Source organism: Bacteroides sp. K03, assembly GCF_019734355.1.
In the GTDB taxonomy this organism is placed as follows: domain Bacteria; phylum Bacteroidota; class Bacteroidia; order Bacteroidales; family Bacteroidaceae; genus Bacteroides; species Bacteroides nordii.
Genome location: NZ_JAASHC010000002.1, coordinates 60,829 through 75,604 on the forward strand (window position 1 = coordinate 60,829; position 14,776 = coordinate 75,604).

Below are 14,776 nucleotides of genomic sequence, written 5' to 3' on the forward strand. Positions count from 1 at the left end.
AGGTTGTTAAGTAAGTTTTCCTCGGTACTTACATGAATTTCCTCGGTATGAAACGGTTTATTACCTGGTATGTTATGATTCATTTCATACCATGTTGCGATGCAAATGCTACTGTGTTGCAATGCAACAGATGCTTTACAACGAAAAGTGCTCTTTTTAGTTAAGAATCAATAAATCGACTCTTGACAAAAAGAAGCTGGCAGAAACCGATTTGTAAACAAAAGCGATCTCCGGTATAAAAGTAAACGATCTGTTACTTGCGCGCTGCTATTGCCAGAAATATACCAAGTACCACTCCCAATAAAGCCGCAAACAATACACGTGCATCACCCGGCAAAAGGAAAGTTATGGTATGGGCAGGAAACCAGAAAAACGGAATAGTCTTCTTAAAAACAAAGCCCCATTGTACTTTCCAATTAAGATTCTGCAAAATCTGCCCCATAGGAATAGGGGTAAAGAAGCCCTTCATCGTACCTCCGGTAGCAAGAATGTGAGTATCAGTAACCTTATGCAGGGTCATAAATACTGGTCCGAAAATGGTATTCATCGTTACAGAAATAGCCAACGCCAGCAATACCTTATCGATTGAAAGAGGCCCGGACATTATACTACCGGCATCCGCTACTCCCAGATAAGAAGCAAAAGCTGGAACTCCGTTAGAGAAAACAACAAAAGCCATGTTGATCCCCAATCCGAGTAATCCCCAGACAAACGCACGGGGCAAAATACCAAAACCACGGCGATGATAAGAACCGGTACTGATACGAAGCCCAATCACCTCGCCCAAAGTGGAAAGAATGGCAAACTTGATAAAACTCATTACCATACCATGAGAAGCGTTAAACTGCTTATAGGCATCATACACCACATCACTCAAGAAAAAAGGGAGGAAGCAGACAAGCACGCAAAGAAAAAAAAGAAAATCGTGTTTTTTCATTTCTATAGTTGTATTTCAGTATGGCTACAAATATAGATAAAAGAAATGAAATTCAAAGAATTATCAGTCAAAAGTGCTGGTATATTCCATAAATCAGCATACAAATGCTCTATACGATCCGCTATTAATAGATATTTGCCATGCTTACCAATGGTTCGTATAACTTTTCGATGTCTTGTGCATCCATCTCTATTTGTACCTGATCTCCCGGAATAAGCCGGGTACCGGCCGGTGTCAGGTCTTTCCGGTCACGGTGTACATTGATAATGATACAATGTTCGGGTAATCTTAACTCATTCACCTCTTTACCATCCAGATAAGACCCGGTCATGATCTCTACCGAGAGTGTATAACGCTTCTGCTGCTGAAAATCGGGGGTATTTATCATATCGTTGTATAAAGTAACATTGAAAGGCTTTATTTGCAATAACTCCGTGAAATAATACGTCAGTCCGCCCACCACCACAGAAGGATAGAAAACTTCAAAGTGTCCTGTTATCTCTGTTATCAGAACAATAGCCGTCAGTGGTGTCCGGATAACAGCAACAAGAAAAGCAGACATACTGATCAGCATAATATAACTCACATTCTCCTGAGCTATAAACCCTCTTTGTACCAATATCAGAGCTACAATCTGCCCGAATAACCCACCAGTCACCAACGTAGGGATAAAATTTCCTCCCGGCAATCCGGAAGAGATGGAAAGTGCCGTAAATACAAAATGAACCATCATCATTGCCAACACCCACATAACCTGCTTACTCCCATCAGTGACCTGTTCTAACAGGAATTGTTCGCCTCCTCCCGTCAGATTCACTTGCAACAGTGAAATAGCATAAGCAATCACTAACAGGTAGAGCATCTTCATATGCACAGGATGTTTCACCTGCGAATAGACTTGTTTGAAATACAACGTCAATTCAGAATAAAATTTTCCAAAGAGAGAGATAACCACTGCAAGTAACAGGAATAGTTTTACCTGAGATAAAAAGGGAAGCAATGGTTCGATGGCATCTATAAGACGATAAGGACTGATGGGAAATATCCAGCTTGCCACCCCCCCGGCTACCACACCGGCGAGTAACGTAGTAATAGCAGTTTTCGGTGCATCAAAGCGTTCGATTGATTCAATTACTAACAATGAGGAAGCGAGAGGGGCCGAAAATGCAGCTGCCAGGCCGGCACCTGCTCCGGCAGCCAGAAGTTGTTTACGCTCTCCGGCAAGTACCCGCGTCCATTTGGAAACAAGGCAACCAACGTAAGAGCCAATCTGTACAGAGGGACCTTCACGCCCTAAAGACAACCCCGCAGTCAATGCAAGAACTCCTCCCACAAACTTAGATACCATTTCTATAAAAGGATGCTTATAGGAGATGCGGCCATTGATAACCCCTCTCGTTTGCGGAATACCACCACCGGTGATGAGCGGCATCTTACGAACTAACCAAGAAACAAAGATAAGTATTCCCCATAATGCCAGGAACAACATAATATGCCAATACCAACGGGGATGAGCGTCAAAGAATGTGCGCCGGATATCGAAAAAAAATTGTAACAGATAATGATAAGGCACGGCAATAAGCCCTGTCAGCAATCCCACAAAGATGCTGACAAAGTACAATCTGGCATCAATCAACTTTAATTTCCAGACATGCCATCCCCTCACTCCTTTCAAGCTTTTCCAGTGTTCGAACATACCCCAATAAGATATTTGCCGGGTATAACAATGAAACAACAAGAGATGTTTGTGGACGAAAGGTTATTTATCTGTATCCTGTGTTTAGCTAATATCTGTATAATTATTATCCGGAGACGTTTTACTTCATTTCTTTCAGGTTTTATTGCCCAAAATGCAACTTTATCATAATAGTAATCGTTATATATACATTTACTATTATTCAAAAAATCAGAAACATTTATGGAATACAGACAATTAAACGGCTCAGGACTTTTTGTTCCGGCATTGAGCTTAGGAACAGCAACCTTTGGAGGTACTCACGGGTTTGAAGGTTGGGGAAATACAGGTGTTGCCGAAGCTACCCGCATGGTAGATATGTGCCTGGAAGCCGGACTAAATCTCTTTGACACAGCCGATATTTATTCTCGTGGCTTGTCGGAAGAGATACTTGGCAAAGCTATTTCCGGAAAGCGAAACCGTCTTCTCATCTCCACCAAAGCCACTTTCCCAATGGGAGAAGACCGGAACGAAATGGGAGCTTCCCGCTTTCACATTATCAATGCCTGTGAAGCCAGTCTGCGACGTTTGGGAACAGACCATATCGACATCTATTATATGCACGGCTTTGATGGCGCTACTCCGTTGGAAGAGACCCTTAGCGCACTGGACAATCTTGTTCAAAGCGGAAAGGTACGCTACATCGGATGCTCCAACTTCTCCGGCTGGCAGTTAATGAAGTCACTGGCTGTTTCCGACAAATACGGTTGGTCACGTTATGTAGCCCACCAGGTGTATTACTCCTTGCTCAACCGTGAGTTTGAATGGGAGCTGATGCCACTTGGCATCGATCAGCAAGTTGGTACATTTGTCTGGAGTCCGTTAGCAGCAGGACGTTTGGGAGGACGTTATCGTCGTAACAATCCGATTCCGGAAGATGGAAGAGTAGCCCGTGGCGGTGCTCCGGTAGGTGATGAGATCATGTCATACGATCTTCTTTACAATATTATTGATATTCTGGAAGATATTGCGGGAGAGACAGGAAAAACAGTAGCACAGGTAGCACTAAACTGGCTATTGCAACGTCCCACTATCTGCAGTCTTGTGATTGGCGCACGAACAGAAGAACATTTGAAATTAAACCTCGGAGCCATTGGCTGGAGTCTGACAGCAGAACAAATAAAGCGATTGGATGAGGCAAGTAAAACGCCCAAAATATATCCGTATTGGCATCAGAATCAGTTCCCTGAATTAAAATCGCAACTGATATTTTAATATGCCCTACCACACATACTGTAAGTAGACAAATAAAGATCAATGAATTGTTTCACCGATTATTAAGTAGTTAATTCTAAAATGATTGGTGAAACAATTTAGATTTAAACAGCTCCGTTATAACAACAGATTACCAGAACTTATTATGTTCCGGGCTATATTCAAAGCCTGCATTTTTGAGCTGATCAATAATGTCCTCTTTCTCTACATGCAGATCATCACACAATTCATCCAACGAAGAATAGTTATCACGAAGCTTCATATTGATGACACTAAACAGCATCATCGGGTCTTTTGGTAATTCCATATTAAAACACGATTTTGTAACCGGGGCACAAAGATATAGTTTTTCAGGATTAACAGATGCAGATACAGCAAAGTTTTATGCATACATTTGCTCCACTCCTGCATACCGTCTTTTTATTCACCCGTTTATTTCCAACAGTTTTATCAGGCTTGTCCGCTGGATAGAGAATGTATTCCCTTCTTCCTGAACATACTTGAGCAACCAGAGACCGTCCTGTCGGAGTTTGGATTTTTGCAGGACATGATCTGAAGACATATCTTCTGACAATTTCAGCATACTCATAGCAGCAAGTTCTATTTTTCCCATTTCGTCAGGATCGCCTTTATACCGTTCGATCAACTCCCGCATATCCATATCAATCAACTGCTCGGCAGGAAAGCCTAAAATTTGTCTGGTCAGGCAATCATACTCTACCCACTCTTGCTTACGAAGTTTCTTCTTATTCAGAATAGCATTTGCAATCAAAGAGATAATTTCCTGAATCATCCGTACCAGATAGTCTTGTTTAATCATATCTTTTCGTATTCATTGAATATATTTCATTCGGACTGCAAAATAACAAATATCCTGCTTATCTTCACTCTTCTTGATGAACTGTTTTTTCTATCTTTAACGTTACCTTCTCTATTATCTTACTCAACTCTTCCTCTAACGGGATCGTATTAAACTCTTCCCAGAAACTTTCATCATATTTAAAATCAATATCTGCAAGTACTGTATGTATTGGTACCCTTTCAGTACGGGAAAAACGGGCCACATTATCCCTATCTACCTTGCATGTTACCATTTCGAACCATGTATGCAAAGTGGGATTACTGAACAGTGCCCGTTTTTTCTTCATCCTAAAAAACAAATCGCCGCGGATATGGTGAATATAGTAAGTGCCTCTCCACGGTTTATACGAAATAGTATATACCACCTTTTGTGCTGTCAGGTTTACACTGGGAGCTTGCCGGACAACAAAAATCCTTGTAGCTTTTTTTATATACCGGGGTTGCATTTCAATCCGTGCCTGTAGTAAAGCCCCATTTTCCGAATCAATATATAACTCCCCGCAATAAAGCGGTTCTTTAACCCCTTGCTTCTGTTCAAAAGAAACCACATTTACACAACGGTCATCTATAGAGGTGATGCCACCGGAAGTATATGTATACGGATTATCTTCTGCATCAACAGATAGAAAATCCGGCAGATCTTTCATGATATCCAGTTGCAGACAAGCCTGAATACCCGCCCTAATCTTAGCTATCAGGCTATCTGTACTTTCACGGTTATCCATCCGGCTCATCTTTAGTAACTTCACCTGATCCAACACCCCGGATTCATCCAGAGGAGATTTATAAACTTTGAATACGGCTTCCGTCAGGTTCTGGAACTTGTTCTTTAACTGAACTCCTTCCCGGTAAAATGTTGTCAGATGAACAGGGATCAATGAATAATTTTCCTCTCGCCGCTTTAGCATTTCCCTCAACAACTTTTTGGGTTCTACCAACCGGATCAGAACCTCCTGCAAGGGAACGATTTTAGGCTCCAGACTCAGTATATTGTCGCGACCCGTAAGCATAGCCGCTTCAACATTCTGCGCTACATAACCCAAATGAGAAAAAGAGAGAAACCCATCTCTCAGAGAGTCGGGTAAATGAAGTCTGAACTCTCCGTCTTTGTTTGTAATATTACCTATCGAAGTACCTTGAATTGTCACTGATGCATTGGCCACTGGCTCCCCGGTTTCTTTATCCAACAAAGTACCGGTAATTGTGGAAAAGGCTGGCAAGGGCAATTGGCTCTCTTTTTTTATATTCTTATTCTTTTCTACAGGAGGCAGGATTAATATATGTCCTCCAATCACCTTTAAAACCAATCTCCTGTTACCGGTTATTTCATAAATAGCCTGCCGAATTGTACAGTCTTTCTCTCTCGTCTTTGTCACAATATCATTGTTCACAACCTTACTATCATAAACAAAAAGATATCCGGAACGTTCTGAGACTTTACCCAACAAGGAATACACCGTACCTTTCATCTTAGGCAAACTGATAACACGATCCAGAACATCATCTCCACCTGCTCTTATTGTACCAGCGGCAATAAGAAGCAGTCCGAAGAAAAGCAGACAGAGAGGATGTAATTTCATATTTTTAAACTTTAAGAATCATCGTTCGGACAAAATCAGTTTATCTCCTTCACGAGTACATTTCAAATTTAACGCCCAACAGATCAGTTCGGCAACCGTATCGGGTGAGTTGTCCAAAAACTCAATAGTCAGCTTGCGTTTACCCAAATCCAATGAACCTGCTTGTATCTGCAACGCAGAATTTTCAGCATTCACTACCCGCAGGATATCTTCCAGGCTTTCATCCTTAAAACGTATATTCTTTGTATAGACACCAGACTCATCACCTTGTGAAGTCTCACTTAACTGTAACTGTTGTGATTGTAATGTAACCGTTTCGCCCGCATTCACAAGAACACTGTGACCTCCCCGTTTCAGTGATACCTTCACCTTACCACGCCGCACAGACAAACTAAAAGGAACTTCTTCATTACTACGGACATTAAAAGCTGTACCCAATACTTCTATCTGTACCTTCTCTGTTTCAATCAGGAAAGTTTGTTCATGTTTCTTTGCCACATCAAAAAAGGCTTCTCCATGCAAGTTAACCTCTCTCTTATCCGTGGCAAAATGTTCAGGATACTGCAAGACACTCTCCTGCCCCAGATAGACAATAGAGCCATCTTCAAGAGTAGTGACCAGCGTTGACTTCTCTCTGTTTTCCTGAGTTACCAGATTAAGATTTTTAGTATCATTTCCCGGCATTAACCACCAAACAGACATCAGACAAACCACTCCTGCCAACATAGCAGCAGCTACAGTTCCCCATTTTAAGAAAAGCCTGCGATGGATCACCTCCTCTCCCGCCTCTACAAGCAGGCTGTCTTTATCCAAACGAGTATACAAGTGCTTCCATGCCTCATCTGTCCTCACTTTATTTTTATTTACTTCAGTCATTTCGTAAGAATATAATTATCTATTTCATTTCGTAAAGTCCGGAGCGCTTTTGTCATCTCTGCTTCCACTGTTTTGACAGACAATGAAAGAGACGAAGCAATCTCTACATATTTCTTTCCTTCCATACGATGCATTTCAAATATCCTGAGCCTGCGCCCCGGCAGTTTATCAAGTGTATGCCGGATAACCTCCTGCAACTCCTCATACTCCAATTGCCGGTGAGGATCAGACACCTGTTCTGAAACATTATCTGCCAGCACATACTCCCGATACCGTTCTCTGACTTCTCTATGCTGGCAGTATTGAAGCGCTTCATTGCGTGCAGCCCTGTACAGATAACTTTTAATGGATTGAAATATCTGCAAATGTTCCCGGTCTTTCCAAAATACGTAGAAGAGTTCTTCTACTATCTCTTCGGCAGCTTCCACTTCGCCTGTTATACCTGCAGCATACCAGCAAAGGGGTGAATAATAGCGACGGAAAATTTCCTCGAATGCTTTTATATCACCCTCTTTTATTTTAGCAAGTATGAACAGTTCATTTAGCATATCCGAATCATTATTGGTACCAAATATATAAAAAACTATCTGAACTCTAATGAGATTGCTTTTTCAATTTGTTCACAGCGTGCTCCAAAGACTCAGTAGGTTCAATGATATTGTATTCTTTCCAGAAATCTTCGTTCCAGTATTCATCTACTAAATCATAAAACACTTGCTTTTCTTTGAAAGCCGTCTTATTAGAAATAGCTGTAAAGTTATCCTCTTGCCTGTCTGTTACCACCATCTCAGAATAAACTGTATATCCCGAAGAGAAGAGGCGCTTCTTCCAATCACATTTGAAACGAATGGTATTCCATATATAGTTCAAATACGTCTTCCCATTCTGCTCTTTATAAGTCACCAGATAAGATACTTCCTGTGGCTTAAACTGTAAGCCCAAAGGTTTCTTATGTAAAATAGCTTCCACGGCTTTCGTTTTATTTTTCATATCCAGCGAGAACTCTGCCCGGGTGAATGCCAGTTTCTCAAAATCAATATACAGTTTCCCATAAAACAATGCATACATCAGGTTAACTTTAGGACGAAAACTGATTACATATTGCATACGGTTATCAAAATTCACTGGCTCTTCGATATGAAATTCATAATAATCCAAATCTCCCATATTCAATAATGCATCCTGATTCTTCACGACATCCAGATAAATAGCCAAACTGGGACCACCCACCACCTTTACAGCCAATGTGTCACTGGTTTTCTGACTCAGCAAACGACGCCCTTTCTGAAGTTGCACCTTATCCCTCACAGGTACACGGTCATTATAAGCTGTCTTATATACATCTATAACAGCCTCCGACACACTGATATAACGACGCCTCTTTTGTACTGTTTCTCTGTAAAATGTTGTTAGCATATTCTCATTAGAAGAATAGTTTACCGGGATTTTTCTAATTGCTTCTTCTACAATGCCACGGGCATTATTACCAAAAATCACAATCTCACTCAGTAAATTAGGTGCCGGCATCATCCACACAGTCAATGTGGATAAATCCTTATTTTCTTTCAAAGAGATCTGAGTATTGAGGTACCCGATATGAGATACTTCCAGTCCCCGGACTATTTCAGCATCTTTGATTTTAAGAGAGAATATACCATCTGAATTTGTTACCGTCCCAATATTTGTACCGGGCACAGAAACATTCACATTCTCCAGTTTTTTCCTATCATCCTTGTTTCTCACAACCCCTGTAACCGTGAAATAGCCATCCACTTCTTCCCGTGCCTGCAAAGGTGCAATATCCAATAGTAAGAAAAACATCAACCAGCCCATTATAACTCCAACTAACTTTTTCATCTTCGTATGATTTTAAAGGTGAATAATTCTTGCTTTCTACTTATAAGATCGCTTAGAAGTAGAAAACCCTATTAAAATTCGATGAATAATTTTTCTTCTTTTGTGTTATATCTGGAATTAGCCAATATTCCCATATTAAACCACTGATAATCAAGTAATATAAGAATGTACACTTTTATACCTCAATAATGTACACTCTTGCTATGGATCATTGTACACTTTTGCAATAGATGATTGTACACTTTTGCAAAGTTGAAAAATACTAATTAAAAATAGTAGCCAATAGAAGTACAACTTTTTATTAGTTAGTATACTTCCTCCTAAAAAAATCTCTAAAAAAAAGAGCCGTAAGTCAATGACCTACAGCTCTCTCTTTTAATATATTAATCGTTTACTGATCGATTTTACTTCACTTCCTCAAAGTCAACATGATATATTTATCAACGGCTTCCGTACATGTGTTGTAAATATAACGTAAACCCAAAAATAAGTATCCATAAGCAACAACAGCTCTTGCTTATAAAAGTACGATATTCTTAAACAACGGGATGTAAACGCATAAAAATCAAAAGAGAACGGTAATTTTAACTGATTTTTCGGTTTTATCCTTACCTTTGTAAATGATATTGAGGTGTTATACCCGAACAACAATAAGAAAACGATGCCGATACATAACTAATTCAAATTATAAAACTATTTATTATATTGAATATATGTCAATATGGAGCAAGCTCATAGGAATCAAGAAAACCGAGGATAGAAACAATATCATTGGTAATAAAACGACCTCTGTACCATGTAGTGCCACAAATTATGCCATAGTAGATGTTGAAGTCGGCTTGAAAGATCATAAAATTCATGATATAGGAGCACTCAAACATGATGACACGACATTCCATAAAACGTCAAAAGAAGAACTGTTTATTTTCTTAAACAACATAGATTACATCTGTGGCCACAATATCATTCATCATGATGCCAAATATCTGTTCACGAACAAAACATGCCGCTGGATTTTAGTTGATACACTTTATGTCTCGCCTTTATTATTCCCGGAACGCCCTTACCATAGGCTTGTGAAAGATGACAAACTGATTAGCGAACAGATGAATAATCCGGTGAACGATTGCAAAAAAGCAAAAGACTTATTACTGGACGAAATAGCACGCTGGAATTCATTACCGGAGGAAAAGCGTATACTATTCGCATCGTTACTGAAGGACAAGAAAGAATTTGAGGGATTTCTTAGCATGGTAAGCGCAAAATATATCCATGAAGGAATACCTGAATTTATAAAAGAACTTTATACTGGAAAGATTTGCCATCATGCCGACCTCGACATGCTCATCGAACAATATCCATGCGGATTGGCATACGCATTGGCTCTGATTGAGACCACCGACTATCGTTCTATCACTCCCGGATGGGTACTTTACAATTATCCGGAAGTAGAATTTATTGTAAAACTCCTGCGTCACACTAATTGCCAGGAAGGTTGCGGCTACTGCCATACGCAATTGGATGTACTCTATAATCTAAAAACATTTTTCGGATATGAACGTTTCCGAACATACGAAGGCGAGCCACTGCAAGAACGAGCAGCCCAAGCAGCGGTGAAAGGCAAATCGCTGCTGGCGATATTTCCTACCGGTGGCGGCAAATCACTCACCTTCCAATTGCCGGCACTCATGGCAGGACACTCCGTGCACGGGCTTACGGTTATCATCTCCCCTTTGCAGTCTCTCATGAAAGACCAGGTAGATAACCTTGCCGACAGAGGTATCACGGATGCCGTAACCATAAATGGAATGTTAGACCCCATAACAAGAGCACTATCCATACAAAGAGTACAAGACGGAGAAGCCTCACTGTTGTATATATCCCCGGAAATGCTTCGCTCAAAAACAATCGAGAAAATATTGGTGGCACGCCACGTTGTAAGATTTGTAATAGATGAAGCGCATTGCTTTTCTTCATGGGGGCAGGATTTTAGAGTTGACTATCTCTACATTGGTAAATTCATCCGAAAGTACCAGCAAAAGAAAAAATGCAAAAACCCGATCCCTGTATCCTGCTTTACGGCTACTGCAAAACAGAAAGTAATACAAGACATCTGCGACTATTTCAAGCAAACCTTGGACTTGAACTTAGAGTTATTCGCATCAACAGCCTCAAGAACAAATCTGCACTATTCCGTCATACATGTAGAAAGTGACAATGACAAATATTTAAAGCTGAGAGAACTTGTAGCGGAATCCGATTGCCCGACAATTGTTTACGTATCACGTACCAAACGAACAAAAGAATTAGCAGTTAAATTGACGCGTGACGGTTACAAGGCGCTACCTTTCAATGGTAAGATGGAAGCTGATGAAAAAATTGCCAACCAGGATGCCTTCATGAACGATCAGGTGCACATCATTGTGGCTACGTCTGCATTTGGCATGGGGGTCGATAAGAAAGATGTCGGTCTTGTGGTACATTATGATATTTCCGATTCGCTGGAGAACTACGTTCAAGAAGCAGGCAGAGCTGGTCGTGATCCCGGCCTCAGTGCACGTTGCTATGTGCTTTATAGTGACAATGACTTGGACAAACATTTTATATTACTAAACCAAACGAAACTAAGTATCAGTGAAATACAACAAGTATGGAAAGCTGTCAAAAACCTTACCAGACAGCGCATGAAAGTCAACTGTTCTGCATTGGAAATTGCCCGGCAAGCAGGATGGGACGATTCGGTATCTGACATTGAAACCCGTATACGAACAGCACTAGCGGCTTTGGAACAAAGCGGATACTTGGTAAGAGGAAACAATGTGCCTCATGTATATGCCACAGGAATCACGGTGAAAAACATGGACGAAGCAAGAGAACGTATTTCAGCGTCAGTACTCTTTGGGAGCGATGAAATAGAAAAGGCAATCCGCATCATCAAATCATTGATATCCCAAAAACACATCGCTAAGGCCCAGGATTCAGAGGCAGAATCACGGATCGACTATCTGGCAGATATCTTGGGACTAAGCAAAAGAGAAGTTATATCCGTAGTGGAACGCATGCGACAGGAAGGCATATTGGCAGACAACAAAGATATATCTGCCTATTTGCAGGATATAGGTGATTCGGAACGAAAGTCGCAAATACTCCTCGAACGCTTTGCAAAACTTGAACAATACATCCTTAACCATATTCCCGACGGCTCTTTGCGAATTTCATGTAAGCAACTGAATGAGAACGCCGTAAACGACGGAATCAATACATCCAAAGAAAAAGACATCCGGACTCTGCTCTATTTCCTTACCGTAAAAGGATATACACGTAAGAAAGAAGATGCGGTCCGTAATATGGAGATAAGCCGTCAAGCAGACTTGGAATCTACCATCAGACGCTTCGAAAAACGATTGGAAATAAGTCGTTTTACCGTGGAATGGTTATACAAGTTGGCCTCAGATGCAGAAAAGGAAAACACACCCGGCAAAGCTATCCAGTTCTCTGTAGTAGAACTTCTAAACCGAATAAAATCAAGTCCTCAATCCCTTTTCGGCGGACTTGACGACATTCAGTTAGAAGACGTGGAAGAAGCACTTCTATACTTGTCGAAAATCGGTGCGCTAAAACTTGAAGGCGGCTTCTTGGTACTTTATAATGCCATGAATATCCAAAGAATAAAGGATAACAAGTCGAGATACAAGCAAGACGACTACCGGATGCTAAATGAATTCTACAAACTGAAAATCCAACAAGTGCATATTGTGGGCGAATATGCCAATTTGATGGTGAAAGATTATCATGCAGCACTGCAATATGTTCAAGACTATTTCCAAATGGATTACAGGAAGTTTGTCACAAAATATTTCAAAGGCGACAGAATTAGCGAGATACAACGTAACTTGACGCCACAGAAATACAAGCAGTTATTTGGGCAATTGTCCAAACGGCAAATGGAAATTATCTCCGATAAGGATTCACGTTGCATTGTGGTCGGAGCTGGTCCAGGTAGTGGAAAAACACGAGTATTGGTTCACAAACTGGCCTCACTTCTGCTACTTGAAGACGTAAAACACGAACAGCTCCTGATGCTGACGTTTTCAAGAGTAGCCGCAACAGAATTCAAACAAAGACTCATGGAATTGATAGGTAACGCTGCCCATTTTGTCGAAATAAAAACATTCCACTCCTATTGCTTCGACCTTCTGGGACGGATAGGAAATCTTGAGGATGCAAAAAATGTCGTTGCAAAGGCAGCTGAGATGATCAACCAAGGAGAAGTAGAACCAAATAAAATCGGCAAGACGGTGCTGGTCATAGACGAAGCTCAGGATATGGGAGCCGAAGAGCACGCACTTGTAAAGGCTCTAATGACCAACAACGAGGAAATGCGTGTAATAGCAGTGGGAGACGACGACCAGAACATCTATGAATTCCGCGGTTCCGATTCAAGTTATATGTACCGGCTGGCACAAGAAAGCGGAAGCACATTTGTTGAGATGACCGAGAATTACCGCAGTGCACACCATCCGGTGGATTTTGCCAACGCCTTCTTGAAAACCATCGATAAAAGGATAAAAAGTACGCCAATCATCTCCATGAGAAAAGAAGAGGGTTGGGTGGAAGTGACACGCCATCAATCAAAGTATATGTATCAGCCGCTCGTCGAGAACTTACTTCAACACAAGGACAAAGGTACTTCGTGTGTGCTCACCCAAACAAACGAAGAGGCCGTTATCTTGATGGCCCTCTTGCGAAAACATGGCATAAGCAGCAAACTGATACAGTCAATGGACGGCTTACGCTTTTGGAACATGGCAGAAATGAGATATTTCATGAGGTATATAGACAAACGGATAAAAACACCACTAATTACAGAAGAACTATGGGAGGAAGCCAAGTATGCGACCTTCTCCGCTTATGATAGGAGTCAAAGTTTAATATATATGAAGCGTTGTGTAAACCAGTTTGAACAAACCAACAAGACAAAATATTTCAGTGACTTCAAAGAATTTATATTTGAATCGTCAGTGGAAGACTTCTGTGATGTATCAGGAGCCGATGTTGTGGTATCAACCATTCACAAAGCCAAAGGCAGAGAGTTTGACGATGTGTATATGCTCATATCCGACAGTTATGTAAAAGATGCCTATCTGATGCGCCGATATTATGTAGGAATAACCCGTGCGAAAAACCGGTTGTTTGTACATACGAATGGCGATTGCTTCAATCGTTTAAGTGCAGACCGATATTTTGTCGATCAACGACAATATAACATGCCCGAAGAAATTGTGCTACAGCTCTCTCATAAAGATGTCTATTTAGGATTCTTCAAAGAACGTAAACATGAGGTCTTAGCATTGAGAGGGGGAGATTCTCTGACTTACAGTGATTTCTTTTTGTATAGCTCATTGACCAATAAACCTGTAGCAAAGTTATCATTAAAAATGCAGGACACACTATCCGAGTGGGAAGAAAGGGGATATAAGGTAAAATCCGCATCTGTACGTTTTGTTGTAGCATGGAAACCTAAAGATGCACAAAAAAATGAACCGGAAACGGCTGTTCTTTTAGCAGATTTGGTGCTTTCTATGTGAGTTAAAAACACTAAAATCGCTACAACCTTTGTGATAAAAATAAAATATTATGCTCAAATAATAAGAAAACGATGCAGATATATAACAATACATTGATAGCAGAATGCTCGACCTTCTGAGTTTGACG

Annotated in this window: 10 protein-coding genes; 2 read left to right on the forward strand and 8 right to left on the reverse strand. The window is 40.8% G+C overall.

The annotated features are described in order from the left end of the window. Window positions 1–253: 253 nt before the first annotated feature. Together HCG69_RS01415 and HCG69_RS01420 are read right to left on the reverse strand one after the other, a co-directional pair. On the reverse strand, window positions 254–937 hold the full coding sequence (locus tag HCG69_RS01415) for a hypothetical protein (protein ID WP_221648551.1): 684 nt from the start codon (window positions 935–937) through the stop codon (window positions 254–256). A gap of 124 nt (window positions 938–1,061) precedes the next feature. Then, window positions 1,062–2,633: a ClC family H(+)/Cl(-) exchange transporter gene (locus HCG69_RS01420; RefSeq protein WP_221648552.1), complete on the reverse strand. Its 1,572-nt coding sequence runs from the start codon at window positions 2,631–2,633 to the stop codon at window positions 1,062–1,064. Window positions 2,634–2,855: 222 nt separating this feature from the next. Between HCG69_RS01420 and HCG69_RS01425 the strand changes: the two genes are divergently transcribed. Further along, window positions 2,856–3,887: an aldo/keto reductase gene (locus HCG69_RS01425; RefSeq protein ID WP_221648553.1), complete on the forward strand. Its 1,032-nt coding sequence runs from the start codon at window positions 2,856–2,858 to the stop codon at window positions 3,885–3,887. Window positions 3,888–4,017: 130 nt separating this feature from the next. Here HCG69_RS01425 and HCG69_RS01430 read toward each other — a convergent pair whose 3' ends face one another. From HCG69_RS01430 to HCG69_RS01455, 6 genes are all read right to left on the reverse strand, one after another. Continuing rightward, entirely contained in the window at window positions 4,018–4,194 is a 177-nt protein-coding gene (locus HCG69_RS01430; protein WP_221648554.1) for a DUF4250 domain-containing protein, read from the reverse strand. Window positions 4,195–4,311: 117 nt separating this feature from the next. Next, on the reverse strand, window positions 4,312–4,707 hold the full coding sequence (locus tag HCG69_RS01435; protein WP_221648555.1) for a hypothetical protein: 396 nt from the start codon (window positions 4,705–4,707) through the stop codon (window positions 4,312–4,314). 64 nt (window positions 4,708–4,771) lie between these two features. Next, window positions 4,772–6,328 carry a carboxypeptidase-like regulatory domain-containing protein gene (locus HCG69_RS01440; RefSeq protein WP_221648556.1) on the reverse strand — a complete coding sequence of 519 codons (1,557 nt, stop codon included), beginning with the start codon at window positions 6,326–6,328 and terminating at the stop codon, window positions 4,772–4,774. 18 nt (window positions 6,329–6,346) lie between these two features. After that, window positions 6,347–7,204, reverse strand: coding sequence for a FecR family protein (locus tag HCG69_RS01445; RefSeq protein ID WP_221648557.1), 858 nt, complete (start codon window positions 7,202–7,204; stop codon window positions 6,347–6,349). Then, complete coding sequence (locus tag HCG69_RS01450; protein WP_195571596.1) at window positions 7,201–7,752, reverse strand: RNA polymerase sigma-70 factor; 552 nt, start codon at window positions 7,750–7,752, stop codon at window positions 7,201–7,203. Before HCG69_RS01450 ends, HCG69_RS01445 begins: the two co-directional genes overlap by 4 nt. A gap of 46 nt (window positions 7,753–7,798) precedes the next feature. Then, window positions 7,799–9,061, reverse strand: a complete 1,263-nt coding sequence (locus HCG69_RS01455) for a carboxypeptidase-like regulatory domain-containing protein (protein WP_221648558.1) — start codon at window positions 9,059–9,061, stop codon at window positions 7,799–7,801. A gap of 713 nt (window positions 9,062–9,774) precedes the next feature. On the opposite strand from HCG69_RS01455, the gene HCG69_RS01460 reads away from it, so the two are divergent. Then, window positions 9,775–14,649: a RecQ family ATP-dependent DNA helicase gene (locus HCG69_RS01460; protein ID WP_221648559.1), complete on the forward strand. Its 4,875-nt coding sequence runs from the start codon at window positions 9,775–9,777 to the stop codon at window positions 14,647–14,649. The last annotated feature ends 127 nt before the right edge of the window (window positions 14,650–14,776 follow it).

Excerpts from the sequence above, each read along its gene's own strand:
- HCG69_RS01425 (WP_221648553.1), top strand. The coding sequence starts at position 2,856 with ATGGAATACAGACAATTAAACGGCTCAGGACTTTTTGTTCCGGCATTG.
- HCG69_RS01415 (WP_221648551.1), bottom strand. The coding sequence starts at position 937 with ATGAAAAAACACGATTTTCTTTTTTTTCTTTGCGTGCTTGTCTGCTTC.
- HCG69_RS01420 (WP_221648552.1), bottom strand. The coding sequence starts at position 2,633 with ATGTTCGAACACTGGAAAAGCTTGAAAGGAGTGAGGGGATGGCATGTC.
- HCG69_RS01460 (WP_221648559.1), top strand. The coding sequence starts at position 9,775 with ATGTCAATATGGAGCAAGCTCATAGGAATCAAGAAAACCGAGGATAGA.
- HCG69_RS01445 (WP_221648557.1), bottom strand. The coding sequence starts at position 7,204 with ATGACTGAAGTAAATAAAAATAAAGTGAGGACAGATGAGGCATGGAAG.
- HCG69_RS01435 (WP_221648555.1), bottom strand. The coding sequence starts at position 4,707 with ATGATTAAACAAGACTATCTGGTACGGATGATTCAGGAAATTATCTCT.
- HCG69_RS01440 (WP_221648556.1), bottom strand. The coding sequence starts at position 6,328 with ATGAAATTACATCCTCTCTGTCTGCTTTTCTTCGGACTGCTTCTTATT.
- HCG69_RS01430 (WP_221648554.1), bottom strand. The coding sequence starts at position 4,194 with ATGGAATTACCAAAAGACCCGATGATGCTGTTTAGTGTCATCAATATG.
- HCG69_RS01455 (WP_221648558.1), bottom strand. The coding sequence starts at position 9,061 with ATGAAAAAGTTAGTTGGAGTTATAATGGGCTGGTTGATGTTTTTCTTA.
- HCG69_RS01450 (WP_195571596.1), bottom strand. The coding sequence starts at position 7,752 with ATGCTAAATGAACTGTTCATACTTGCTAAAATAAAAGAGGGTGATATA.